Genomic DNA, 24,820 nt, shown 5'->3' on the forward strand with positions numbered 1-24,820 from the left:
CACTTTAACCGGCGCACATGTCATCAAGGCTTCACCATTCTAACGATAATCGCGAGATGCGCTGACGGCCCGCGCGCGCCGGCCCGCTACCGGGTCTGTCTGCGGTTCTTTTCAGGCCCTACCTATGGTGTAATGCCGGCATGCAAGTGACCAGCCAGTTCAAGACCGTCGCGCTCGTCGGGCGCAACAATACGCCGGGCATCGCCGAGCCGTTGACCGAGCTCGCCTCGTGCATCGCGAAGCGCGGCTTCGAGGTCGTGTTCGAAGCCGACACCGCCGCCGAGATCGGCGTCACCGACTACCCGGCGCTGCGCCCCGCCGAGATCGGCGCGCGCGCCGACGTTGCGGTCGTGCTGGGCGGCGACGGCACCATGCTCGGCATCGGCCGCCAGCTAGCGCCGTACCGCACGCCGCTGATCGGCATCAACCATGGGCGGCTCGGCTTCATTACAGACATTCCGATCTCCGACATGCGCGAGATCGTGCCGCAAATGCTGTCCGGCAATTTCGAGCGCGAGGAACGCGTGCTGCTCGAAGCGCGCATCATGCGCGGCGGCAATCCGATCTATCACGCATTGGCCTTCAACGATGTGGTGGTCAACCGCAGCGGCTTTTCGGGCATGGCGGAACTGCATGTCTCGGTGGACGGCCGCTTCATGTACAACCAGCGCTCGGACGGTCTGATCGTAGCCACGCCCACCGGCTCGACCGCCTACGCGCTGTCGTCGCAGGGGCCGATTCTGCATCCGCAATTGCAGGGCATCGTGCTGGTGCCGATCGCGCCGCACGCGCTTTCGAACCGGCCAATCGTGCTGCCGGACGACTCGAAGGTGAGCATTCAGATCGTCTCGGGGCGTGAAGTGAACGTCAATTTCGACATGCAGTCGTTCACCTCGCTCGAACTGGGCGACACGATCGAAGTGCGCCGCTCGCGTCATACGGTGCCGATGCTGCATCCGGTCGGCTACAGTTTCTTCACCACGCTGCGCAAGAAACTGCACTGGAACGAATACCCGTCGTACGAAGAAGATCCCAAGCCTTGAGCGGCAAGCACACTGGAACGCGAACCCCGCCGCTGCCGAAACCCGAACATCAAGCTCACCAGACGACCTCCATGCTTCGCCACCTCTCGATACGCGACTTCGTCATCGTCGCCGCGCTCGACCTCGAATTCGACAGCGGCTTTACTGTTTTCTCAGGCGAAACCGGCGCCGGCAAGTCGATCCTGATCGACGCGCTGGCGCTCGCGCTCGGTGCCCGCGCCGACGCGAACGTCGTGCGCACCGGTGAGAGCCGGGCGGACCTCACCGCTGAGTTCGAGACCCATGCGCAGGTCGAGCAGTGGCTCGACGAGCAGGCGCTCGGCACGACTGGCGAGGACGGCCATCACGGCGGCACGGTGATGCTGCGGCGCGTGGTGGATGCCAACGGCCGCTCGCGCGCCTTTATCAACGGCACTGCGGCCACGCTCGCGCAGTTGCGCGAGGTCGGCGAAATGCTGGTGGATATTCATGGCCAGCACGCGCACCAACTGCTGATGCGCCCTGACGCGCAACGCGAACTGTTCGACACCCACGCGGGCCTGTCGGACACCGCGGCAAACGTCACGCGGGCATGGCGCACGTGGCGCGAGAAGGTTCAGGCGGTCGAGCACGCGCAAACGCGTGACCGTGAACTGCAACTCGAACGCGAGCGTCTCGCCTGGCAACTCGCTGAACTGGACAAGCTCGCGCCGCAACCAGGAGAGTGGGAAGAGGTCAACGCCGAGCACCGGCGGCTGTCGCATTCGGCCAATCTGATCGACGGCGTGCAGGGCGCGCTCGTCGCACTGTCCGAATCGGACGAGGCCATGATCACGCATCTGTCCTCGATCGTCTCGAAGGTGCGCGATCTGGCGGAAATCGACCCGGCCCTGAACGACGTGCTGGCCGCGCTGGAGCCCGCCGAAATCCAGTTGCAGGAAGCGGTTTATTCGCTGAGCCACTACGCGCAAAAGCTCGAACTCGATCCGGACCGGCTCGCACAAGTCGAAAAACGCCTCGACGCGCTGCATTCAGCCGCACGCAAGTTTCGTCTGCAGCCTCAGACGTTGCCTGAGGAACATGAGGCGCGTCGCACGCAACTCGCGGCCCTCGACGCGGCCGCCGACCTCGACAGCCTGCACGCCGCCGAAGCCAAGGCCAAGGAAGCTTTCCTGACCGAAGCGAAGAAACTCTCGAAGGCGCGCGCCAAGGCCGGCAAGGCGCTCGGCGCGGCGGTCACCACCGGCATGCAGGAGCTGTCGATGAAAGGCGGCAGCTTCGAAGTCGCGCTGGTGCCGCTGCCCGAAGGCGGCGCGCATGGGCTCGAACAGGTCGAGTTCCGCGTCGCCGGACATGCCGGCGTGCCGCTGCGGCCGCTCGCGAAGGTTGCCTCAGGCGGGGAACTGGCGCGGATCAGCCTCGCGCTCGCGGTCATTGCCAGCGCCGCCAGCCCGACGCCCACGCTGATCTTCGACGAAGTGGACACGGGCATTGGCGGGGGCGTCGCCGAAGTGGTCGGGCGGCTGCTGCATCAGCTTGGCCGGCAGCGCCAGGTCCTGTGCGTAACGCACTTGCCGCAAGTCGCCGCGCGCGGCGACCATCACTTCCAGGTGGCGAAGGCGGGCAACGGCAAAGGCGGCACGGTCAGCAGCGTGACCTCGCTCGATAAGGCAAGCCGCGTCGAAGAAGTCGCACGGATGCTCGGCGGGTTGGAGATCACGCCGACCACGCGGAAACACGCGAAGGAAATGCTGGCGGCATAGTTGTTCGTTGCTGGGGATGCCCTCGCCACCTGCGTCTCGCGCAGGAAAGCTAGCCGCCCGGTTGGTCGCGGGAAAACCAGCACCCGTGCGGCTCGCAAGCACAATGCCCGCGGCGGCGAACGATCTTCGGCGAGCCGACCTGACGTCTTGCTTCGCCGAACCTCACCTCGCTTGGCCTCACCACCCTTCATGCCGTTTCGGAGAGCGAACGCCACGAATTCGCTCACGCCGCCGTTCAAGGCACCAAGCTGCACAACCCCGCTCGCACAAACCGCGAACTCCCGATCAACCCTCACCCAAACACGCGCTTCCACAGCGCGAGCACCGCTTCCCGCTCCTTAGCCACCAGCGCCGGCTCGACCCGCGCCTTCTCCATCCCATCCAGCCGCAACTGGTGCTGCAATTTGCGGTACGTGCGATACGCCGCGCCGACCGTCTCCGCTTCCGCCTCGCTCATCAGGCCGAAGCGCGACACTTCCCGCAGCAACGCGATGTTGCCGGTATTGCGGATCAGTTCGGGATCGCTCGCCGCGTGCAACAACACCCAGTACTGCACGGTGAATTCGATATCCACCATCCCGCCGCTATCGTGCTTCAGGTCGAACAGCGCCGTATGGTTCGGATGCCCGGCTTCGACGCGCGCGCGCATCTCGACGATCTCCTTCATGAGCGGCGCCGCTTCGCGCGGCGTAGTCAGCACCTGTTCGCGGATGGCCTCGAACTTCGCGCCGATCTCGGCGTCGCCCGCGCAGTAACGCGCGCGGCTCAATGCCTGATGCTCCCAGACCCACGCCGTATTGGCCGCGTCGCCCTCGCGCAACTGGTAACGGCGGAACGCGTCCAGATCGGTGACGAGCAGGCCCGACTCGCCGTTCGGCCGCAGACGCAAGTCCACGTCGAACAGGGTGCCGGCGCCGGTCGCGGTCGTCAGCCAGGTGATCAGGCGGCGGGTGTAAGTGGCGTAGACGTCGGCTGCGGCATCGTCGGGGTCGTCGTAGAGGAAGATCAGGTCGAGGTCGGACGCGTAACCCAGTTCCTTGCCGCCCAGCTTGCCGTACGCGATCACCGCGAAACGCGGCACGTCGCGATGGCGTTTCGGCAACTGATTCCAGACGGCCTGAAGCGTGACGTCGAGCACAGCGTCAGCCAGTTCTGACAGCCGGTCGCTCACATGCTCGACGCTCAGCTTGCCGGCCAGATCGATCAGCAAAATGCGAAACACCTCGGCCTGGTGGGCGTGGCGCAGCAGATCCATTTGCTGCTCTACGCCGTCCGCCGCGGCCAGGCGCAGGCGCAGCGTGCGCTTGAACTCGGGCCAGTCGAACGGACTATTGATCGCTTCATCGTCCAGCAATTCGTCCAGCAATTGCGGATGGCGGATCAGATAGCCCGCTGCCCAACGCGAACCGCCGAGCACTGACAGCACACGATGCAGCGCTTGAGGATATTCGGTCAGCAGCGCCAGGTACGCGCCGCGCCTGCTCACCGCTTCGAGCAGGTCGAAGAAGCGCGCTACCGTATCGCCGCGGCGCTCCGCGGGTTCCAACGTGCGGGCGGCTTCGAGCGCCCGTTGCGCGACGATGTCGAAACGTTGCCGGCTGCGCTCTGCCAGCCCCGCATAACGCGACGACTGCCAGATCGCGCGCAGCCGCGCGACCAGTTCGCCCGGCTCGGCCACGCCGAGTTCGACGAGGCGCGACTGCAGGGCTTCGTCGGCGCTGTCGTCGGCGAGCGCGCTGCTCCAGACCCATGCCGCGGCGCCGTCTTCGGGTGCGCCACAGCCGTCGCGGCCGTTTACTTTGTCAGCGAAAATCTGATCGAACTGCTGTTCGACGAATTCGCGATGCGCGTCCAGCTTCGTCATCAGCGCGTCGTAGTCGTCGCAGCCCATCGCATGAGCGAGCGCCGCACGGTCCTCCGGATCGACCGGCATCGCATGGGTCTGCGCATCGTTACGGTATTGCAGCCGGTGTTCGAGTTCGCGCAGGAAACGATATGCCTGCGAGAGCTTCACGCAGACCGACGTGTCGAGCAGCCCATGCGTGGCCGCGTGACGCAGCACCGCGAGTGTCGGCCGCACGCGGAAGCCCGCGTCCTGCCCGCCGCGGATCAACTGGAACACTTGCGCGCTAAATTCGATTTCGCGGATGCCGCCCCGCCCGAGCTTGATGTCGTCGGCCTTGTCGGGCCGCATCGACGCGCGCCGCTGCGCCTCCTGGCGAATCTGCAGATGCAGCGCGCGAATCGCACTGATCACGCCGAAGTCGAGGTAGCGGCGATAGACGAACGGCGTGACGATCGCATCGAGCTGCTTCTGCAGCCGCTGCGCCGCATCGCTCGCGCCTTCGGACACGAGGCGCCCCTTGATCCACGCATAGCGCTCCCACTCGCGGCCTTGCACGTAGAAATACTCTTCGAGCATGCCGAGACTGCACACGAGCGGCCCCGAGTCGCCGTTCGGCCGCAGCCGCATGTCGACCCGGAACACATAGCCGTCGCCGGTCACTTCGGCGAGCGCGCCGATCAGGCGCTTGCCGAGGCGCGTGAAAAAGTCCTGCGTGGCGATCGGCGAACGCTGGCCGCCCGAGGTCTCGCCGTCCTCTTCATAAATGAAGATCAAGTCGATATCCGACGACACGTTCAGCTCGCGCCCGCCGAGCTTGCCCATGCCCACCACGCCGAGCGAGAGCCGTTCGCCTTGCGGCCCGCGCGGCTCGCCATACAGCGTTTCGAGTTCCGCTGACAGGACGGCGAGCGCGCGCTGGATCGTCGTCTCCGCCAGGTCGGTCATCGCGCCCGTGACTTCGGCAACATCCGCCTCGCCCGCCAGATCACGCTCCATCACGGCGCAAAAGACCTCGGTGCGCAATTGGCGCAAGGCCCGTTTGAGTGCATCTTCATTCAATGGCGCGTCGGCCGCGCCGGCCGCTTCGGCGCACAAAGCGTCGAAACGGGCGTCGATACGCTCACGCGTCAGCGGCTCGGACGCAAGCGCCGCGACGCGCGCCACGAGTTGCGGACGGGCAGCCGCAGCGCGCGCCGCGTAATGTGAATAGTTGGAACTCAGGAGAGTGGCGTCAGTCATCAAGGGTCTGGCTCGCTCGTTGCTTGATCAGCGTGGTTCAGTTCGCAGTAGTACACGGCAGCAGCGCTCGCGGCCGCCTCCCGCAAAGTCGCGAGACGGCATGCAGACAGGGTTTGCAGGAGGTCCGCCTACGCTTTCCCGTGTGTTACATTTCGTCGTTAATTCGCAAAACTACCATACGCCCACCCGCCGCAGCATGTCCGAGCGAAACGAATCCGCCGACCCGCACGAAACTGTGCAGGTCCGGCCTGTGAGCGGAAGCGACCACATCGTGCTGCGTCGGACCCTGCACGTCGTCCTCGCGCTCGCGCTCGTCCTGTACTTCATTGTGATGGGTCTGTTTCTCGGCTTGCGCTACGTGGTGCTGCCGCGCGTGGACTCGTTCCGGCCACGCATCGAAGCGGCCATTTCCGAAAAGCTGCACGCGCAGTTCACCATCGGCAAGCTCGCGCCGCACTGGAGCAGCTTCCAGCCGGGCCTCGACGTCACCAACCTGGTGATTCGCGATCACGACGGCAAAGCCGCGCTGACGATCCCGCACGCCACCGCCACGCTCTCGTGGCGCTCGCTCTGGCAGTTTCGTCCCGCGCTCTCCAGTCTGATCGTCGATCAGCCGGACGTGCTGGTGTCGCGCAGCAGCGACGGCGTGCTCTCGGTGGCGGGCGTGCCGGTGCCGACTCGTCACAGCGGCAACGACACGTTATCCACCTGGCTGCTGCGCCAGCAGGCGATCGTGGTGCGGGGCGGCGCGCTGCGCTGGCGCGATGCGCAGCATGACGCGCCGGAGCTGGCGCTACGCGATATTCGTATCGCGATTCTCAACGACGGCTACGATCACCGCCTCGCGCTGCAGGCGCCCGCCGACGGCCAGGTCCTGCACGGCCCGCTCGATTTCCGCACGCACTTTAAACACGCGCCGCTCTCCGCGATCGGCAAACCGATCAACTGGACCGGCCAGGTGTACGTCTCGACCGGCCCGGTCGATCTGCCGACACTCGCGCGCTACGTCAATTTTCCGATCGAGACGTTCGCCGGCCGTGTCGACAACGCCATCTGGATCGACTTCACCGAGGGCCGCATGAAGTCGGCCGGCGGGCAATTGGCCGGCACCGATGTCGCCCTGCGGGTGCATCCGACCCAGCCGAAGCTGCTCGTGCCAGTCGCCAATTTTTCATGGCGCCTCGAAGCCGGCGAGGGCGACTACAAGCTGCAACTGACCAATCTGCGCGCCGAACTCGGCCAGCCGCCGCTCGACGACGGCACGCCGCTCACCCGGACGCTCACGCTCACCACGCTGAACGGACGTTACCGGACCGCCTCGCAGCAACACGGACAGCTCGTCAGCGTGAGCGGCGATCGTGTCGATCTGGGCATCCTCGCCGAATTCAGCCGTGCGTTGCCGCTGCCGCGACGCCTGCTGAACAGTCTCGTGCGTTTCAATCCGCGCGGCCTGGTCGCCAACTATGTGATCGAAGTCGAGCGCGGCAAGCCGGCATCCGGCGAAGCAGGCAGCGACCGTTACCCGAGCGGCGCCGAACCGATCGAACATTATCGTTTCAAGGGCGATCTGCAGGGCATCAGCGTCGCCGCTCAGGAACCGCCGCCGGGGCTCACGGCGCGGAACCACCCGCGCGCGGGGATTCCCGGCATCGAGAATCTGTGGGGCAACGTAGATGCCGACGAGACCCACGGCACCGCCCTGCTCGACACCTCCAATGTCGCCATCACCCTGCCAGGCGTGTTCGACGATCCGCGCCTGAAGCTCGACTATCTGCATGGCCGCGCCGACTGGACCATCACCCCGAAGAAGCCGGGCGAAAACCGCCCTGCCTTCACCGTAAAGCTGGCCGATTTCAGCGTCTCGAACGCCGACGTCGCGGCTACCGCGTCCGCCGACTACAGCAACCCGGGCCACGGACGCGGCTCGCTCGATCTGAAAGCCGACTTCCAGCGCGCGCAGGTGACGCGCATCGTCCGTTATCTGCCGACCAGCATCAGCGAAAAGCTGCGCATCTATCTCGGTCACGGCTTGCAGGCGGGCATGTCGCACGGCGCGACCATCGAGGTGCATGGCGATCTGACCAAGTTCCCGTACTCGCGCGATCCGAGCGCCGGGCTGTTCCATATCGTTGCGCCGTTCAAGGGGGGCAAGTTCGATCCGACGCCTTTCCCGCCGCGCAAGATGAGAAATGGCACGCCGAACGTGTGGCCGGCGCTCGACGGCATCGACGGCGTGTTCGAACTCAAGCAGAACGTGCTGCGCTTCGACGTCGACCGGGCGCATTACAAGCAGGTTGCGCTGATGGGCGTCAGCGGCAGGATCGACGATCTCGGCACCAAAGCGTCGAGCCTCGTCATCAAGGGCGATGGCCACGGCCCGCTCGCCGACATGCTCGACTATGTGAACGCCAGTTCGCTCGGCATCATGGCCAAGCATGAAACCGAGAAGGTGCGCGCCGAAGGGCCAGCGTCGCTCGCGCTGCAGCTCACGGTGCCGCGCACGCCGAAGCCGCACATCGCCGTGGAAGGCGCGCTCGGCTTCCAGAACAACCGCTTGAGCGTCGACAATGTGCCGCCGCTGTCGCAACTCAGGGGCAAGGTGCATTTCACTGAGCACACGGCGCAGGTGGACCGGCTTTCCGGGCAGTTCCTCGGCGGCGACGTGCATGCGAACGGCGGCTTGAAGCAGGACGGCACGTATGCGCTCGACCTCGGCGGCCATATCGCTGTCGACGCGGCGCGCGGTCTGGACCTGCACGGCCCGGCCGCGCAGGTGCTGACGCGCATGAGCGGCAGCGCGCCCTACGCGCTCAACGTGCGCGGCGCCAAGGGACGGTTGCCCGAGGTGAGGGCGAACTCCGATCTGACTGGCCTCGCGCTCGACTTCCCCGCACCGTTCAACAAGCCGGTCGGCACGCCGATGCCGCTGCGTTTCGCCGTCAGCCCGGCCGCCACGCCGGGCGAAGCGGGACTGGAACGCGCCGACCTCACCTTCGGCCCGCTGGCCGCCACCTATCTGCTGCGCTATCAGCCGAAAACGGCGCCGACGGTCGTGCGCGGCGCGGTCGGCGTCAACAAGCCCGCCGACCTGCCGTCCGAAGGCGTAATCGCCGCCGTCGACCTGGACACATTCGATGCGGACGCGTGGCGCGCACTGATCACGCAGATGCGCAGTAAAGAAGCGCCCGCCCCCGCCGCGGCGACGCCGGTCACGCCGAACCCGACCGTCGCGCAATTCCTGCCGAGCCGCTTCGCGCTGCACGTCGGCACGCTGACTCTGCTCAAGCGTCACTGGGACAGTGTGATCGTCGGCGCGTCCCGTACGGATCGCACCTGGCAGGCGAACATCGCGTCGAACCAGGTGTCGGGTCACGTGTCGTGGCTGCCGGGCGCAACGAAAGAATCGCCAGGCACGCTGCAGGCACGCTTTGCCCGCGTGGTGATTCCGTCGGCCACCGACAAGGACATGATCGGCCAGGCGATGTCCGCGCCGGCCCAGAACATGCCGTCTATCGATCTGGTGGTCAACGAACTGATCTTCCGCGACCGCAACGTCGGCCGGCTCGAAGTCGACGCGCACAACTTCGACGAAAACGGCGTACCCGTCTGGCAACTCGACAAGCTCGACATCACGAACTCCGCCGCCACGCTGAGCGCCACCGCGAACTGGCGCACTTCGACTGAACTCGGCAACAGCGCCGACGAAGCCACTCCGCGCCGCACCGTGTTCGATTTCAAGCTCGACATCAAGGACGCCGGCGCGCTGCTCGAGCGCTTCGGTCAGCCGCGCACGCTCAAGGGGGGCGCCGGCTCGCTGTCGGGCAAGGTGGTGTGGCAAGGCGGCCCGACCAAAATCGACTATCCGACCTTCAACGGCAATCTCGCCGTCGATCTGCGTCACGGCCAGATTCTCAAGGTCGATCCGGGCGTCGCTAAGCTGTTGGGCGTGCTCAGCCTGCAAAGCCTCGCGCGCTTCGCGACGCTGAATTTCCGCGACGTGATCGGCGAAGGCTTGCCGTTCGAACATGTCACCGGCACCGCGCAGATTCACAACGGCATCGGCCGCACCGAGAACTTCGAGTTGGTGACTGCGCCGGCGCGCGCCGAGATGAAGGGCTCGGTCGACCTCGCTCAGGAAAGCCAGGATCTGCGCGTGCACGTCGTGCCGACCATCAGCGCCGGCGCCGGCGTGATCGCCGCGGCGGTTATCAATCCGCTGCTCGGGCTGGGCGCGCTGGTGGCCGATGTCGCCTTCAGCCAGACAGTCTCGCACGCGTTCGCGCGGGACTATGCGATCACCGGTTCGTGGTCGAAACCGCACGTTGAGCGGGTGACGAGCGATCGCGGTAAGATGGACCTTCCGGCTTCGACCGTGGAAGCGAATTGAGCCTGTATCCGGCCCCCTGTCTGGTCGGACAGGCGCCGTGGCGCACCAACGGCTCCAGCCAGCCTTGAACGACGTATGCGGCGCCAGCGGTTCGCGCCGCCGCCTTGCCGGGAGTTTTTCGAAACGCTCATGAGCGAAACACACGTCTCTTCAACCGTCTCCAGCGGTTCTCTGGAAAGTGCCTTCCGTGTCGCCGCGCTGCAAATGGTGAGCACGCCGGATCGCGAGCGCAATCTGGCGGAGGCCGGGCGCCTGATCGCCGAAGCCGCCGCCGACGGCGCGCAACTCGTCCTGCTGCCTGAATACTTCTGCTTCATGGGCTTCAAGGACACGGACAAGCTTGCCGTGCGCGAACCCTATCAGGACGGTCCGATCCAGCGCTTTCTCGCCGACGCCGCGCGTCGCCACCAGGTCTGGGTGATCGGCGGCACGCTGCCGTTGATGTCGCCCGAAGCCGCGCGCGTGCTGAACACCACGCTGGTGTTCGACCCGCAAGGCAACGAGGCCGCGCGTTACGACAAGATCCATCTGTTCAACTTTGAAAAGGGCGAGGAGTCGTTCGACGAGGCGCGCACCATCTGCCCCGGCGGCGAGGTCCGCACCTTCGAGGCGCCGTTCGGCCGCGTCGGTCTGTCGGTCTGCTACGATCTGCGCTTTCCGGAGTTATACCGGCGCATGGGCGACTGCGCGCTGATCGTGGTGCCGTCGGCGTTCACTTACACGACCGGCCGCGCGCATTGGGAAATGCTGCTGCGCGCCCGGGCGGTCGAAAACCAGTGTTACGTGCTGGCCGCGGCGCAAGGCGGCAAACATGAAAACGGCCGCCGCACGTGGGGCCACAGCATGCTGATCGACCCGTGGGGCGAAATCGTCGCGGTGCGCGACGAAGGCGCGGGCGTGGTCGCCGGCAATCTCGAGCGTGCCCGCATCGACGAAGTGCGACAGAGTCTGCCCGCCTGGCGTCATCGTGTGCTCAGTTGATCAACCCCTTCGCGTGACATTGAAACTGCGGCGCCCCCGGCTCATATAGTGTGTGACAGAGGCGCTAACCGAATCCTTCGTATCGAGCAGAACATACTTCGCATGAACATCATCGAACCCGGTATCCGTAATCTCGCCACCGCCAAGGACATCCTCCTGACGCCCTACGGTCTCGACGAAGCCTTGCTCACCCGCACGCTCGCCGAAATCTTCACGCACAAGATCGACTACGCCGACCTGTACTTCCAGTACACGCGCAGCGAAGCGTGGAGTCTCGAAGAAGGCATCGTGAAATCGGGCAGCTTCAGCATCGACCAGGGCGTCGGCGTGCGCGCCGTGTCGGGCGACCGCACGGCTTTCGCCTATTCGGACGACCTGTCGCCCGAAGCAATCCGCCAGGCGGCTATCGCCACGCGCGCGATCGGCAAGGCTGGCGGCGGCAAGCAAAAGATCAAGGTGGCGTCGTCGCTGACCGGCATTGCGGGACGCGATCTGTACCTGCCGGCCGATCCGCTGCATTCGCTCGACGCAACCGCGAAGGTCAAGCTGCTCGAGCGCATCGAAAAGATGGCGCGCGGTCGCGATCCGCGTATCCAGCAAGTCATGGCCGGCCTCGCCGGTGAATACGACGTGGTGCTGGTCGCGCGCAGCGACGGCGGCTTCGCGGCCGATATTCGTCCGCTGGTGCGTGTGTCGGTCACCGTAATCGCCGAGCAGAACGGCCGCCGCGAAATCGGCAGCGGCGGCGGCGGTGGCCGCTTCGACTACGGCTATTTCACCGACGAGATTCTCTCCAGCTACGTCGACGACGCTGTCCACGCCGCGCTGGTCAACCTCGACGCTCGTCCGGCACCGGCCGGCGCGATGACAGTCGTGCTCGGACCGGGCTGGCCCGGCGTGCTGCTGCACGAAGCGATCGGCCACGGCCTCGAAGGCGACTTCAACCGCAAGGGTTCTTCGGCGTTCGCGGGGCGCATCGGCGAGCAGGTCGCTGCCAAGGGCGTCACCGTGGTGGATGACGGCACGCTGCCGAATCGCCGCGGCTCGCTCAATATCGACGACGAAGGCAATCCGACCCAGTGCACCACGCTGATCGAAGACGGCATTCTGAAGGGCTATATCCAGGACACGCTGAACGCGCGCCTGATGAAGATGCCGGTCACGGGCAATGCGCGCCGTGAGTCGTACGCGGCGTTGCCCATGCCGCGCATGACGAACACGTACATGCTCAATGGCGACAGGGACCCGCAGGAAATCCTGGCCTCCGTGAAGAACGGGCTGTATGCGGTGAACTTCGGCGGCGGCCAGGTCGACATCACCAACGGCAAGTTCGTGTTCTCGGCCTCCGAGGCGTACATGATCGAAAACGGCAAGGTCACTTACCCGGTGAAGGGCGCGACGCTGATCGGCAGTGGCCCGGAATCGCTGAAATACGTGACCATGATCGGCAACGACATGAAGCTCGATTCGGGCGTCGGCGTGTGCGGCAAGGAAGGCCAAAGCGTGCCGGTGGGCGTCGGTCAACCTACGTTGCGCATCGAGAAGATGACAGTGGGCGGCACTGCCTGATTTTGCAGCAAACGCATACTTCGTGCATGCATCGCGCGAAGTATGCGGATTTTCCGCATTTTTGCACCCCGTGGCTTGCAAGCGCTGCCTGCCCGGGTTATAAAGTCACTCACCCTTTTTGACCTGCGACCTCATTCGTCATGTCCGCCAAGTTTTATTTTTACTTTTTTTGGCATCTCAGACCGCTGGCGGATCGAGAGGGGTGTTAGTGCACGCAAGACACCGAGAATTCCCGAAAAACCGCCAGCTAGCCTGGCGGTTTTTTTTCGCCTCATGCCTTTGAAACTTTAATTTTGATGACCGTCCGCTCTGGCATTGCTGCTTCATCGCAAACCTGATTGCCCGCGCGAACACGCTACGAACCGATTGGAGAACAACATGCCCCCGCACAACACCGACGATGTCCGCATCCGCGAATTGAAAGAACTCACGCCGCCCGCTCACCTGATCCGTGAATTCGCTTGCGACGAAACGGTGTCCGACGTGATCTACAACTCGCGCACCGCGATGCATCGCATTCTGCATGGCATGGAAGACCGGCTGATCGTGATCATCGGACCGTGCTCGATTCACGACCCCAAGGCCGCGATGGAATACGCGGGGCGTCTGATCGAGCAGCGCAAGCGCTTCGCCGGCGAACTCGAAATCGTGATGCGCGTGTACTTCGAAAAGCCGCGCACGACGGTGGGCTGGAAGGGTCTCATCAACGACCCGCACATGGACAACAGCTTCAAGATCAACGACGGCCTGCGCACCGCGCGCGAGCTGCTGTTGCGCATCAACGAGCTCGGCCTGCCGGCCGGCACCGAATACCTCGACATGATCAGCCCGCAGTACATCGCCGATCTGATCTCGTGGGGCGCGATCGGCGCGCGCACCACCGAATCGCAAGTGCACCGCGAACTCGCTTCGGGCCTGTCGTGCCCGGTCGGCTTCAAGAACGGCACCGACGGCAACGTCAAGATCGCCGTCGACGCAATCAAGGCCGCTTCGCAGCCGCACCATTTCCTGTCGGTCACCAAGGGCGGCCACTCGGCGATCGTCTCGACCGCGGGCAATGAGGACTGCCACATCATTCTGCGTGGCGGCAAGACGCCGAACTACGACGCGGACAGCGTCAATGCCGCCTGCGCGGACATCGGCAAAGCGGGTCTCGCCGCGCGTCTGATGATCGACGCGAGCCACGCGAACAGTTCGAAGAAGCACGAGAATCAGATTCCGGTGTGCGCGGATATCGGCCGCCAGATTGCTTCGGGCGACGAACGGATTGTCGGCGTGATGGTGGAATCGCATCTGGTGGCGGGCCGCCAGGATCTGCAGGAAGGCTGCGCGCTGACGTACGGCCAGAGCATCACCGACGCGTGCATCGGCTGGGATGAAAGCGTCGCCGTGCTCGAAGGTCTCGCCGACGCAGTCAAGCAACGCCGTGTGGCACGTGGTAGCGGCAACTAAAAAACCGCGCTGATTGCAGTGGTGGATGCACGGAAAACCCGGCTGGATGGATGAGCCGGGTTTTTTGTTAGCCGAACGGACGAATGGTGCTCCTCTAATTGCCTCTGTACCGTAACAACTTCAGGGCCGGGTCGAATACGGCTTGACCGAGGTGAATGTTGCGTATAAGATTTTGTACATGAAAGGTGATTATGGAGCAGGAAAAAGAAATTCGCTGGCTAGGCTCCAGCTATCACGATTTACTCGCTTTCCCCGAAGAAATGCGTCGTCGAGCGGGGTTTCAACTCAGCAAAATTCAGGCAGGTCTCGACCCGGACGACTGGAAGCCGTTTGACTCGATCGGCCCTGGAACCCGCGAGATTCGCCTCAAGGAAGCAGACGGCATTTTTCGTGTCATGTACGTGACCAAGTTCGTAGAGGCGTTGTACGTGCTGCATTGCTTCCAGAAGAAAACGCAGAAGCTAGGTCCGCTTGACAGGAAGATTGCGGAAACTCGGTATCGCGCCATCGGGCTGCACCATCGGCCGCACCACCACTAACAATAGGAAAACTTAACAAATGACGACCGACACCAAAATTCGTCACGTAACCAGGCCGGGCGCCAATCTGTTCCTCGAACTCGGCTTTTCCGCCGAAGAGGCGAAACGCCTGCACGCCGCGTCGCAAAAGCAGATCAACGACACGCGGCTGCTCAAGGAGCAGCTCATGACGGAACTGTCCACGTGGATCGAGCAGCATCATCTGAAACAGGCCGAGGCGGCCGAGATTCTGATGGTGTCACGCCCGCGCGTGTCCGACGTGGTCAACAAGAAGACGACCAAGTTCACCATCGATACCTTGGTGGAAATGATGAGCCGGATCGGCAAGCCGGTCACGCTGGCGGTTGGCTAACGTGCCGGGCGCGTCAATGCGCGTAACGCAGCATACGGCATTACGCGGTCATACGCGTATTGCCACGGCAGGTCTTAGCCAGCATTGCGCTCGTGTTGCCACAGCACGTCGGTGCCGCCGTCCGCACGATTGAGCACGCGCGCGAGCACGAACAGCAGATCGGAAAGCCGGTTTACATACTGGCGGGGCGCCGCGTTGATGCTCTCGTGCTCACCCAACGCAACGATCGCCCGTTCGGCACGGCGGCACACGGTGCGGCACACATGCGCGAGCGAGGCCGCGCGCGAGCCACCGGGCAAGATGAACTCCTTCAGCGGCGGCAGAGCCGCGTTGTAGTCGGCAAGCCAGTCGTCGAGTTGAGCGAGTTGCCGGTCGGTAATCATCGTGTGGCCGGGAATGCACAGCTCGCCGCCAAGGTCGAACAGATCGTGCTGGATCGCTACAAGCGCTACCCGCACCTTGTCCGGCAAAGTTTCACACAGCAGCACACCGAGGTTCGAGTTCAGTTCGTCCACGTCGCCGATCGCGGCTATGCGCGCGCTGTCTTTGCGCACACGGCTACCGTCGCCGAGACCGGTGGTGCCGTCGTCGCCCGTGCGGGTGGCGATCTTGCTCAAGCGGTTGCCCATGGTGTCTCCCTTGTACCTTGTATTCAGTGACAATGCGCCGCGCCACCGCCCGGCATTAATCCGAAGCGGCGCATCAAGCACCGCGTTTATCCATATTGCGCGCATCGTGAAGTCGCCGCCATTATAGAAGCGCTGGCCGGCCGCAACGCCGGCCCACGGGCGATCGGCGTAAAATGAAACACACGCTGCAAACCAGTACCGCCCCAAATATTAGGAGACGTGCGTGAATCATCCCGTGCCGCCGGCCCCACTGCGCCGACCGTTTCCCGTCGAGTTGCTAAACGCACTCAAAGCCGTCTTCGCCGATCGCGTGTCCGTATCCGAAGCCGTGCGCGCCCATCATGGCCGCGACGAATCGCCGTTCGACCCGCAACTGCCTGACGCCGTCGTGTTCGCGCGCACGACTGAAGACGTGCAAACCATCGTCAAACTGTGCGGCCAGTACAACGTGCCGATCATCCCATACGGCAACGGCTCGTCGCTTGAAGGGCACCTGCTCGCCGTGCAAGGCGGCGTGTCGATCGATCTGTCGGAAATGAACCGTGTGTTGGCGATCAACGCCGAAGACCTGACGGTCACCGTCGAGCCCGGCATTTCACGCAAACAGTTGAACGAGGCATTACGCGATACAGGCCTGTTCTTCCCGATCGACCCGGGCGCGGACGCGAGCATCGGCGGCATGTCGGCCACGCGCGCCTCGGGCACCAACGCCGTACGCTACGGCACGATGCGCGAGAACGTGCTCGGGCTGACGGTGGTGCTGGCCGACGGCCGCGTGATCAAAACCGGTACGCGCGCTCGCAAGTCGTCCGCGGGTTACGACCTCACGCGCATGTTCGTCGGCTCGGAAGGCACGCTCGGCGTGATCACGGAAATCACCGTGCGGCTGTATCCGCAACCGGAGGCGGTGTCCGCCGCGGTATGCGCGTTCCCGTCCATGGGCGCTGCGGTTCGCGCGGTGATCGAAACGATCCAGATGGGTGTACCGATTGCGCGCGTCGAGTTCGTCGATTCGCTCGCCATCCGCTCGATCAATCGCCACTCGAATCTGACGTTGAGTGAAGCGCCCACGCTGTTCTTCGAATTCCACGGCACCGAGGCCGGCGTGAAGGAGCAGGCCGAACTGGTCCAGGAGATCGCCGCGCAGAATGCCGGCGAAGGCTTCGAATGGGCAACCCGTCCGGAGGATCGCAGCCGTCTGTGGAACGCGCGCCACAACGCCTATTTCGCCATGCTGCAGCTGAAGCCCGGCTGCCGCGCGGTCACGACCGACGTCTGCGTGCCGATCTCGCGCCTCGCGGAATGCGTGGAGGAAACGGAACAGGATCTGAAAGCGTCGCCGCTGCCCTGCCCGATCGTCGGCCATGTCGGCGACGGCAACTTCCACGTCGCGATCCTGATCGATCCCAACAAGCCGGAAGAGCTCGTCGAAGCCGAACGTCTGAACCATCGCATCGTGCAACGCGCGCTGCGCATGGACGGCACCTGCACGGGCGAGCATGGCGTCGGCCTGCACAAGATGGGCTTTCTGCTCGAAGAGCACGGTGAAGTCGCGGTCGACACCATGCGCTCTATCAAACACGCACTCGATCCGTACAATCTGATGAACCCGGGCAAGATCTTCACCTGGGCAGCATGACGCGTATTCAGGCGCGGCAGCCAGCCGCGCTGGACTTGAAGGGCACGAGGAGACAAGTCACATGAACGCACCCGCTGAACTGACGGCCGAAGTACTCGCCCAGCGCCAGCGCGAAGTCGTGCAGGCGTTGATGGCCGTATTGCCGACCCATTGTTTGCTGTTTCGCGAAGAAGACACCGTCGCCTACGAATGCGACGGCCTCGCCGCCTACCGGCGTCTGCCGCTTGCGGTCGCGTTGCCGGAGACGGAATCGCAGGTGCAGCGCATCGTGCAGATCTGCCACCGTCTCGACGTGCCGATCGTGCCGCGCGGCGCGGGCACCGGACTGTCCGGTGGCGCCATGCCGATTCGTCACGGCGTGGTGGTGTCGCTCGCGCGCTTTCGCAAGATCGTCGAAGTCGATTCATACGCGCGGACTGCCACCGTGCAGCCGGGCGTGCGCAATCTGTCGATCTCCGAAGCCGCCGCACCTTACGGTCTGTATTACGCGCCGGACCCGTCGTCGCAGATTGCCTGCACGATCGGCGGCAATGTCTCGGAGAATTCCGGCGGCGTTCACTGCCTCAAATACGGTCTCACGGTGCATAACGTGTTGCGCGTGCGCGCCGTCACCATGGAAGGCGAGATCGTCGAATTCGGCTCGCTCGCCCCCGACGCGCCCGGCCTCGACCTGCTGGCCGTGCTGATCGGCAGCGAAGGCATGTTCGCGATCGTGACCGAAGTCACGGTCAAGCTGATCCCGAAACCGCAAACGGCGCAGGTCATCATGGCCAGTTTCGACGACGTCGTGAAAGGCGGCGACGCGGTCGCCGGCATCATTGCGGCGGGCATCATCCCGGCCGGTCTGGAGATGATGGACAAGCCGGCCACCCGCGCCGTCGAGGAATTCGTCCACGCCGGCTACGATCTGGACGCGGCGGCGATCCTGCTGTGCGAATCGGACGGCACGCCCGAAGAAGTCGCTGACGAAATCGTGCGCATGACCGCTGTACTGCGCGAACAGGGCGCCACGCGCATCCAGATTTCCCGCTCGGAGAACGAACGGCTGCGCTTCTGGTCGGGGCGCAAGAATGCGTTCCCCGCCGCCGGGCGTATTTCACCCGACTATTACTGCATGGACGGCACGGTGCCACGCCGCAGTATCGGGCCGCTGCTGGCGCGCATCGAGGCGATGGAGAAGACTTACAACCTGCGCTGCATCAACGTCTTCCACGCGGGCGACGGCAACATGCATCCGCTGATCCTGTTCAACGGCAATGACCTGGACGAGTGGCACCGGGCCGAAGCGTTTGGTTCCGACATCCTCGAAACGTGTGTCGAACTGGGCGGCACGGTGACAGGCGAGCACGGCGTCGGCATCGAGAAGATCAATTCGATGTGCGTGCAGTTTTCGCCGGAAGAACGCGATACGTTCCACGCGGTCAAGCGAGCTTTCGACGCGCCCGGCCTGCTCAACCCCGACAAAGGCATTCCAACGCGAGCGCGCTGCGCCGAGTACGGCAAGATGCACGTGCGCGGCGGCTTGCTGCCGCATCCTGAGCTACCGCGGTTCTAACGCTGTACTGCTCCGCCCACGCATCGCGCATAGCCTGCGTGGGCGCCGTTTTTCCTGCTCTTACCCTGATTACCCGATGCGGGTCCGCTCCTGGTTGCCAGCCAGCCCCCGCCCGGTACAATCAAACGAAACACAACGAAGCAGGACACCATGGAAGAGGACGACATCGTCGCCGTGTGGTCGGAACGTGTGCGTTCGGCCAGCGCCGAGGGGCGCGCGTTGCGCATCCGTGGCGGCGGCACCAAAGACTGGTACGGTCAGACGCTGGAAGGTGACATCCTCGACACGCGCGCTTATCGCGGCATCATCGCGTACGACCCGGCGGAGCTGGTCATCACCGCGCGAGCGGGCACGCCTCTGCTGGAGATCGAGGCCGCGCTCGCCGACCATCATCAGATGCTCGCCTTCGAGCCGCCGCACTTCGGGCCGCAGGCTACCTTCGGCGGCTGCATCGCGGCGGGCATCGCCGGTCCGCGCCGCCCGTCGGCCGGCGCGGCGCGCGACTTCGTGCTGGGCGCCGTGATCATGAATGGCCAGGGCCAGAAGCTGCATTTCGGCGGCCAGGTGGTGAAGAACGTCGCCGGCTATGACGTCTCGCGCCTGATGGCCGGCTCGCTCGGCACATTGGGACTGATCCTCGAACTGTCGATCAAGGTGCTGCCGTTGCCGCAGGCCGAAGCCACGCTCAAATTCGACATGAACGGCACCGACGCGGTCCGCAAGCTCAACGAATGGGGCGGCCGGCCGTTGCCGATTACCGCGAGTGCGTGGCGTCATGGCACGCTGGTCTTGCGCCTTGCCGGCGCCGAGGCTGCGGTCAAGTCGGCGAAGATGGCGCTTGGCGGCGAAGTGGTCGATGCCGTCGAAGCCGAACGCTTCTGGGCCGGCCTGCGCGAACAGACCGACTCGTTCTTCGCCGCCATACCGCCGCAGGCCGCGTTGTGGCGCCTTGCTCTGCCGTCAATTACGGAGCCGTTGCAACTGCCCGGCGCGCAACTCATGGAATGGGGCGGCGGTCAGCGCTGGTGGATCACCGACACCGACGCGCAGACCGTGCGCATCAGCGCCAAGCAGGCGGGCGGCCACGCCACGATCTTCCGCACCGGCCACGGCTACGACCGCGGCGCCGGCGTGTTCACCCCGCTTCCCGCGCCGCTGATGAAAATCCATCGCGGCTTGAAAACCGCTTTTGACCCGGCCCGCATCTTCAATCGCGGCCGTCTCTACCCCGACTTCTGAGCGACGCGATGCAAACCAACCTCGCGGACTTCATTCGCAACACGCCCGACGGCGACGAAGCCGACGGCATCCTGCGCAATTGCGTGCATTGCGGTTTCTGCACGGCCACCTGCCCGACCTATCAGATACTCGGCGACGAACTCGACGGCCCACGCGGACGCATCTATCTGATCAAGCAGATGGTCGAAGGCGCGCCGGTCACGCGCAGCACGCAGGTCCATCTCGACCGCTGCCTGACTTGCCGCAATTGCGAATCGACGTGCCCATCCGGCGTGCAATATGGCCGGCTGGTGGAAATCGGCCGCAAGCTGACCGAAGAGAAAGTCACGCGTCCGCTCGGTCAACGGCTGGTGCGCCGGATGCTCGCGAGCTTCGTGCCGAACAGCGCGCTGTTCACGCCGACCATGCGTATCGGCCAGCATTTTCGGCCGTTGCTGCCCAAGAAGTTGCGCGACAAAGTGCCCGCGCGGCAGCGTCCGCTCGAATGGCCGACGGCGAAACATCCGCGCAAAATGCTGATGCTCGCGGGTTGCGTGCAACCGTCGATGATGCCGAACGTGAACATCGCCACCGCGCGCGTATTCGACGCGCTCGGCGTGGAAACGCTGATCGCGCCGAATGCCGGCTGCTGCGGCGCGATCCGTCTGCATCTGGGCTACAACGACGACGCGCTCGACGACCTGCGCGCCAACATCGACGCATGGTGGCCGTACATCGAACAGGGCGTGGAAGCGATCGTGATGAACGCGTCCGGCTGCGGCGCGACCGTCAAGGAATACGCGCACCTCTTGCGCCATGATCCGGCGTATGCGGAAAAGGCGCGCCGCGTGGTGGAATTGACGCGCGACATCGCGGAGATTCTGCCGGAGTTCGAAGAAGCATTGGTCTCGGTCACGCGCCGCCGCTCGGTTCACACGGTGGCATTTCATCCGCCCTGCACGTTGCAGCATGGCCAGCAGATTCGCGGCAAGGTCGAGCACTTGCTGACCGCGCTGGGCGTCGAGGTGCGTCTGCCCGCCGATAGCCATCTGTGCTGCGGCTCGGCCGGCACCTACTCGCTGACACAACCCAAGCTCTCGTACGCGCTGCGCGATCAGAAGCTCGATCGGCTGCAGGCGCAGGAGCCGCAGGTGATCGTGTCGGCGAACGTCGGCTGCATTGCGCATCTGCAAAGCGGCACCTCGACGCCGGTCGCGCACTGGATCGAACTGGTCGAGCACATGCTGTCCGTATAATCGGGTAATCGACTTTCGCTGGACTTCCGGTTCCGATATGCCCGATCTGATTCACAACCTCGAGGCGGTGCAGCAGCGCATCGCCATGGCCGCGCACGTGGCCGGACGCGATACGCGTTCGGTCCATCTGCTCGCGGTCTCCAAGACCTTCCCCGCCGAAGACGTGCGCGCCGCCTACGCCGCCGGCCAGCGCGCGTTCGGTGAGAACTACGTGCAGGAAGCGCTCACCAAGATCGAGGCGCTCGCCGATCTGCGTGCCACGCTCGAATGGCATTTCATCGGTCCGTTGCAATCGAACAAGACGCGGCCGGTCGCCGAGCAGTTCGACTGGGTGCACTCGGTGGATCGGTTGAAGATTGCGCAGCGGCTCTCGGAGCAGCGTCCCGACAATTTGCCGCCGCTCAACGTGTGCTTGCAAGTCAACATCAGCGGCGAGGCGTCGAAGAGCGGCGTGAGCATTCCCGAGGCGGTGGAAGTCGCGCAGGCGATCGCCGCGCTGCCGAAGCTGAATTTGCGCGGGCTGATGGCGATTCCCGAGCCGGCCGGCGGCATCGACGAACAACGCGTGCCGCATCGGCACTTGCGCGAGTTGTTCGAGCGTCTGTGCAACGACGGGCTCGAACTCGACACGCTGTCCATGGGCATGTCGAGCGATCTCGAGGCCGCCGTGCTGGAAGGCGCGACGATCGTGCGCGTGGGCACCGCGATCTTCGGCGCGCGAGATTACTCTAACTGACCTCTTCGGGCCTTTCAGGCTCCTTAAATTCTTCACGGCACCTGGCACTTCATCCGGAACATCATGAAAATTGCTTTTATCGGCGGTGGCAACATGGCCGCCGCTTTGATCGGCGGTCTCATCAAGCGTGGCGTCGCACCCGCTGACCTCTACGCAATCGATCCCAACGAAGACGCGCGCAAGCGCAATGAGCAGCAATTCGGCATCAAGACGGGCGCCGCCGCGGATGCCGCGCTCGCCGCGTACGACGCCGTCGTGCTGGCGGTGAAACCGCAGATCCTGAAGAGCGTCGCCGAGGCGGTGGCGCCGCATCTGAATGCGTCGCAACTGGCCGTGAGCATTGTCGCCGGCATTCGGATGGGCGACATGTCGCGCTGGCTGAATGGGCACAACCGTATCGTGCGTGTCATGCCGAATACGCCGGCGCTGATCGGCATGGGCGTGACGGGACTGGTGGCGACCACGAGCGTCGACGAAGCGGGCCGCGCGCTCGCGTCGCAAGTGCTGGGCGCGGTCGGCGAAACGGTCTGGTTCGACGACGAAGCGAAGATCGACGCCGTCACCGCGATCTCGGGGAGCGGGCCGGCCTACGTGTTCTATTTCATCGAGGCGTTGCAGGAAGCCGCGCGCCAACTCGGCATGGATGAAGCGCAAGGCCGCGCGCTGGCGGTGGCGACCTTCACCGGCGCGGCGCAACTGGCGGCCAATTCCGACGAGCCGCCGAGCGTGTTGCGCGAACGTGTGACGTCCAAAGGCGGCACGACGGCGGCGGCTCTGGCATCGTTCGACGCGAGCGGCATCAAGGATGCGATCGTGCGTGGTGCGCTCGCCGCGGATGCCCGCGCGAAGGAAATGGGCGACGAGTTCGGCAAGCAGTGAGTGTATTCGGCGGCTTCCAGTATTCGAGAGGACTTGAAAAAGGAAGTGCGCCGTAGCACGCCGCAGAAAAACTAAAACGAGCCCGCCGCGTAATGCGCGGCGATGCCGACAAACAGCGCGCCACCCAGCCAGTTGTTATGCCGGAACGCTGCGAAGCACGCCATCCGTTCGCGGTTGCGAATCAGCGTGTAGTGATAGATCGCGCAGCCTGCGGCCGCCGCCCATCCCAGCCAGTACAGCATGCCGAAGCCGAGCAGCACGCCGATACCGACGTAAATCCCAAGCGTTACCGCGTAGCAAATCATGATCGCGGCCACGTCGAAGCGGCCGAACGTCAGCGCTGACGTGCGGATGCCGATCTTGATGTCGTCGTCACGATCGACCATTGCGTATTCGGTGTCGTACGCGACCGACCAGAACACATTGGCCAGCAGCATCACCCACGCGAGCAGCGGCACGTGGCCCTGAATCGCGGCGAACGCCATGGGAATGCCGAAGCCGAACGCGATCCCCAAATACGCCTGCGGAATCGCGAAAAACCGCTTGGTGAACGGATACGAACCGGCGACGAAGAGCGCCGCCACCGACAACTCCTTGGTCAGCGTATTGAGCGGCAGAATCAACAGAAATGCCAGCAACGACAACGCAGCCGCCAGCGCCACCGCTTCCCACGCCTTGATCTTGCCCGACGTGATCGGACGGTTCTCCGTGCGCTTCACGTAGCGATCGAAGTCGCGATCCGCGTAATCGTTGATCGCGCAACCCGCCGAGCGCATCAGCACCGTGCCCACCGTGAAAATCACCAGCAGCGGCCACGTCGGATGACCGTCGGAAGCGATCCACAGCGCGTTGAGCGTCGGCCACAGCAGCAGCAGGCTGCCGATCGGCTTGTCCATGCGCACGAGGCGCAGATACAGGGGAAGTCGGGCGAACATGGGCGGAGTCGGTGAAATTGCGAAGACGGTGCGGCTATTTTACGGGATACGGACAACGCGCCGCTTCTGGGCTCGCTCGGCCGACAAAGCAGGCGCCGCAAAAAACAAAGCCTCCCGTGCAGGGAGGCTTTGTTGGTGTCGCACTCGACTTCAACTCCAACGACAACGTCGACGACGGCGCCGAAACGAGGCGCCTTGCGCGCAGATACTTAAGCCAGCATCGAACGCAGCATCCACGCGGTTTTTTCGTGCGTTTGCATGCGTTGCGTCAGCAGGTCGGCGGTCGGCTCGTCGTTGGCGGCTTCCGTCGACGGGAAAATCGCGCGCGCGGTACGCACCACGGCTTCCTGACCTTCCACCAGTTGGCGGATCATTTCTTCCGCGGCCGGCACGCCGTCCGCTTCCGGAATCGACGACAGCTTGGCGAATTCCTTATAGCTGCCCGGCGCATGCACGCCCAGCGCGCGGATGCGTTCAGCGATCGAATCGACCGCTAGTGCCAGCTCGTTGTATTGCGTTTCGAACATGAGGTGCAGCGTATTGAACATCGGACCCGTCACGTTCCAGTGGAAGTTGTGGGTCTTCAAATACAGCGTGTAGGTGTCGGCGAGCAGGCGCGACAGACCTTCTGCAATCTTCTTGCGATCCTTGTCGCTGATCCCGATATTGACGTGCTGTACGGCTGCTGCGGCTTCTTTTTTGGCCATGATGACTCCTTCGAAGAGTGATACGAACCGGTCGGCAAAGTGACGGTCTGCGGATAGCAAACTCGACAGCTCGAACGCTCGACAGTTTAGCCTGGAAAACTGCTGCGTTCGTATGC

The 24,820-nt window shown here is 64.3% G+C and carries 18 protein-coding genes; 14 read left to right on the forward strand and 4 right to left on the reverse strand.

What is annotated here, in order from left to right; all coding sequences use genetic code 11:
* Window positions 1-140 precede the first annotated feature (140 nt).
* Window positions 141-1,043, forward strand: coding sequence for an NAD kinase (locus B0G75_RS22485; protein WP_106310457.1), 903 nt, complete (start codon window positions 141-143; stop codon window positions 1,041-1,043).
* 71 nt (window positions 1,044-1,114) lie between these two features.
* Window positions 1,115-2,785: a DNA repair protein RecN gene (recN, locus tag B0G75_RS22490; RefSeq protein WP_106310460.1), complete on the forward strand. Its 1,671-nt coding sequence runs from the start codon at window positions 1,115-1,117 to the stop codon at window positions 2,783-2,785.
* Between the two features lie 292 nt (window positions 2,786-3,077).
* Here the strand turns inward: recN and glnE are convergent, their stop codons facing one another.
* On the reverse strand, window positions 3,078-5,870 hold the full coding sequence (gene glnE, locus B0G75_RS22495) for a bifunctional [glutamate--ammonia ligase]-adenylyl-L-tyrosine phosphorylase/[glutamate--ammonia-ligase] adenylyltransferase (RefSeq protein ID WP_106310463.1): 2,793 nt from the start codon (window positions 5,868-5,870) through the stop codon (window positions 3,078-3,080).
* Window positions 5,871-6,066: 196 nt separating this feature from the next.
* Between glnE and B0G75_RS22500 the strand changes: the two genes are divergently transcribed.
* The 6 genes from B0G75_RS22500 to B0G75_RS22525 all read left to right on the forward strand — a co-directional run bounded on the left by B0G75_RS22500 (window position 6,067) and on the right by B0G75_RS22525 (window position 15,150).
* Window positions 6,067-10,257 carry a YhdP family protein gene (locus tag B0G75_RS22500; protein ID WP_106310466.1) on the forward strand — a complete coding sequence of 1,397 codons (4,191 nt, stop codon included), beginning with the start codon at window positions 6,067-6,069 and terminating at the stop codon, window positions 10,255-10,257.
* 129 nt (window positions 10,258-10,386) lie between these two features.
* Window positions 10,387-11,238, forward strand: a complete 852-nt coding sequence (locus B0G75_RS22505; RefSeq protein WP_106310829.1) for a carbon-nitrogen hydrolase family protein — start codon at window positions 10,387-10,389, stop codon at window positions 11,236-11,238.
* A 102-nt stretch (window positions 11,239-11,340) separates the two neighbouring features.
* A complete protein-coding gene (tldD, locus tag B0G75_RS22510; protein WP_106310469.1) occupies window positions 11,341-12,807 on the forward strand; it encodes a metalloprotease TldD in 1,467 nt (488 codons plus the stop codon).
* Window positions 12,808-13,185: 378 nt separating this feature from the next.
* Entirely contained in the window at window positions 13,186-14,259 is a 1,074-nt protein-coding gene (aroG, locus tag B0G75_RS22515; protein WP_106310472.1) for a 3-deoxy-7-phosphoheptulonate synthase AroG, read from the forward strand.
* A gap of 191 nt (window positions 14,260-14,450) precedes the next feature.
* Entirely contained in the window at window positions 14,451-14,798 is a 348-nt protein-coding gene (locus B0G75_RS22520; RefSeq protein ID WP_106310475.1) for a type II toxin-antitoxin system RelE/ParE family toxin, read from the forward strand.
* Window positions 14,799-14,817: 19 nt separating this feature from the next.
* Complete coding sequence (locus B0G75_RS22525; protein WP_012431783.1) at window positions 14,818-15,150, forward strand: helix-turn-helix domain-containing protein; 333 nt, start codon at window positions 14,818-14,820, stop codon at window positions 15,148-15,150.
* A gap of 74 nt (window positions 15,151-15,224) precedes the next feature.
* Here B0G75_RS22525 and B0G75_RS22530 read toward each other — a convergent pair whose 3' ends face one another.
* Window positions 15,225-15,779 (reverse strand): cob(I)yrinic acid a,c-diamide adenosyltransferase, encoded by a 555-nt coding sequence (locus tag B0G75_RS22530; RefSeq protein WP_106310478.1) that lies wholly within the window; start codon window positions 15,777-15,779, stop codon window positions 15,225-15,227.
* A gap of 223 nt (window positions 15,780-16,002) precedes the next feature.
* Here B0G75_RS22530 and B0G75_RS22535 point away from each other — a divergent pair, with 223 nt between their 5' ends.
* The 6 genes from B0G75_RS22535 to proC all read left to right on the forward strand — a co-directional run bounded on the left by B0G75_RS22535 (window position 16,003) and on the right by proC (window position 23,062).
* On the forward strand, window positions 16,003-17,418 hold the full coding sequence (locus B0G75_RS22535; RefSeq protein ID WP_106310481.1) for an FAD-linked oxidase C-terminal domain-containing protein: 1,416 nt from the start codon (window positions 16,003-16,005) through the stop codon (window positions 17,416-17,418).
* A gap of 61 nt (window positions 17,419-17,479) precedes the next feature.
* Window positions 17,480-18,973 (forward strand): FAD-linked oxidase C-terminal domain-containing protein, encoded by a 1,494-nt coding sequence (locus B0G75_RS22540; RefSeq protein WP_106310484.1) that lies wholly within the window; start codon window positions 17,480-17,482, stop codon window positions 18,971-18,973.
* 150 nt (window positions 18,974-19,123) lie between these two features.
* A complete protein-coding gene (gene glcE / locus B0G75_RS22545; RefSeq protein WP_106310487.1) occupies window positions 19,124-20,212 on the forward strand; it encodes a glycolate oxidase subunit GlcE in 1,089 nt (362 codons plus the stop codon).
* Window positions 20,213-20,220: 8 nt separating this feature from the next.
* Window positions 20,221-21,447: a glycolate oxidase subunit GlcF gene (gene glcF / locus B0G75_RS22550; protein WP_106310490.1), complete on the forward strand. Its 1,227-nt coding sequence runs from the start codon at window positions 20,221-20,223 to the stop codon at window positions 21,445-21,447.
* Between the two features lie 37 nt (window positions 21,448-21,484).
* Window positions 21,485-22,183, forward strand: a complete 699-nt coding sequence (locus B0G75_RS22555; RefSeq protein ID WP_012431777.1) for a YggS family pyridoxal phosphate-dependent enzyme — start codon at window positions 21,485-21,487, stop codon at window positions 22,181-22,183.
* Window positions 22,184-22,246: 63 nt separating this feature from the next.
* On the forward strand, window positions 22,247-23,062 hold the full coding sequence (proC, locus tag B0G75_RS22560) for a pyrroline-5-carboxylate reductase (protein WP_106310493.1): 816 nt from the start codon (window positions 22,247-22,249) through the stop codon (window positions 23,060-23,062).
* 71 nt (window positions 23,063-23,133) lie between these two features.
* Here proC and ubiA read toward each other — a convergent pair whose 3' ends face one another.
* Both ubiA and B0G75_RS22570 read right to left on the reverse strand, forming a co-directional pair.
* Complete coding sequence (gene ubiA, locus B0G75_RS22565) at window positions 23,134-23,997, reverse strand: 4-hydroxybenzoate octaprenyltransferase (protein WP_106310496.1); 864 nt, start codon at window positions 23,995-23,997, stop codon at window positions 23,134-23,136.
* Between the two features lie 209 nt (window positions 23,998-24,206).
* On the reverse strand, window positions 24,207-24,704 hold the full coding sequence (locus B0G75_RS22570; protein WP_012431774.1) for a Dps family protein: 498 nt from the start codon (window positions 24,702-24,704) through the stop codon (window positions 24,207-24,209).
* Window positions 24,705-24,820: the final 116 nt, after the last annotated feature.

The organism is Paraburkholderia sp. BL18I3N2 (assembly GCF_003001875.1).
Lineage (GTDB): Bacteria > Pseudomonadota > Gammaproteobacteria > Burkholderiales > Burkholderiaceae > Paraburkholderia > Paraburkholderia phytofirmans.

Excerpts from the sequence above, each read along its gene's own strand:
- B0G75_RS22485 (WP_106310457.1), top strand. The coding sequence starts at position 141 with ATGCAAGTGACCAGCCAGTTCAAGACCGTCGCGCTCGTCGGGCGCAAC.
- recN (WP_106310460.1), top strand. The coding sequence starts at position 1,115 with ATGCTTCGCCACCTCTCGATACGCGACTTCGTCATCGTCGCCGCGCTC.
- glnE (WP_106310463.1), bottom strand. The coding sequence starts at position 5,870 with ATGACTGACGCCACTCTCCTGAGTTCCAACTATTCACATTACGCGGCG.
- B0G75_RS22500 (WP_106310466.1), top strand. The coding sequence starts at position 6,067 with ATGTCCGAGCGAAACGAATCCGCCGACCCGCACGAAACTGTGCAGGTC.
- B0G75_RS22505 (WP_106310829.1), top strand. The coding sequence starts at position 10,387 with ATGAGCGAAACACACGTCTCTTCAACCGTCTCCAGCGGTTCTCTGGAA.
- tldD (WP_106310469.1), top strand. The coding sequence starts at position 11,341 with ATGAACATCATCGAACCCGGTATCCGTAATCTCGCCACCGCCAAGGAC.
- aroG (WP_106310472.1), top strand. The coding sequence starts at position 13,186 with ATGCCCCCGCACAACACCGACGATGTCCGCATCCGCGAATTGAAAGAA.
- B0G75_RS22520 (WP_106310475.1), top strand. The coding sequence starts at position 14,451 with ATGGAGCAGGAAAAAGAAATTCGCTGGCTAGGCTCCAGCTATCACGAT.
- B0G75_RS22525 (WP_012431783.1), top strand. The coding sequence starts at position 14,818 with ATGACGACCGACACCAAAATTCGTCACGTAACCAGGCCGGGCGCCAAT.
- B0G75_RS22530 (WP_106310478.1), bottom strand. The coding sequence starts at position 15,779 with ATGGGCAACCGCTTGAGCAAGATCGCCACCCGCACGGGCGACGACGGC.
- B0G75_RS22540 (WP_106310484.1), top strand. The coding sequence starts at position 17,480 with ATGAACGCACCCGCTGAACTGACGGCCGAAGTACTCGCCCAGCGCCAG.
- glcE (WP_106310487.1), top strand. The coding sequence starts at position 19,124 with ATGGAAGAGGACGACATCGTCGCCGTGTGGTCGGAACGTGTGCGTTCG.
- glcF (WP_106310490.1), top strand. The coding sequence starts at position 20,221 with ATGCAAACCAACCTCGCGGACTTCATTCGCAACACGCCCGACGGCGAC.
- B0G75_RS22555 (WP_012431777.1), top strand. The coding sequence starts at position 21,485 with ATGCCCGATCTGATTCACAACCTCGAGGCGGTGCAGCAGCGCATCGCC.
- proC (WP_106310493.1), top strand. The coding sequence starts at position 22,247 with ATGAAAATTGCTTTTATCGGCGGTGGCAACATGGCCGCCGCTTTGATC.
- ubiA (WP_106310496.1), bottom strand. The coding sequence starts at position 23,997 with ATGTTCGCCCGACTTCCCCTGTATCTGCGCCTCGTGCGCATGGACAAG.
- B0G75_RS22570 (WP_012431774.1), bottom strand. The coding sequence starts at position 24,704 with ATGGCCAAAAAAGAAGCCGCAGCAGCCGTACAGCACGTCAATATCGGG.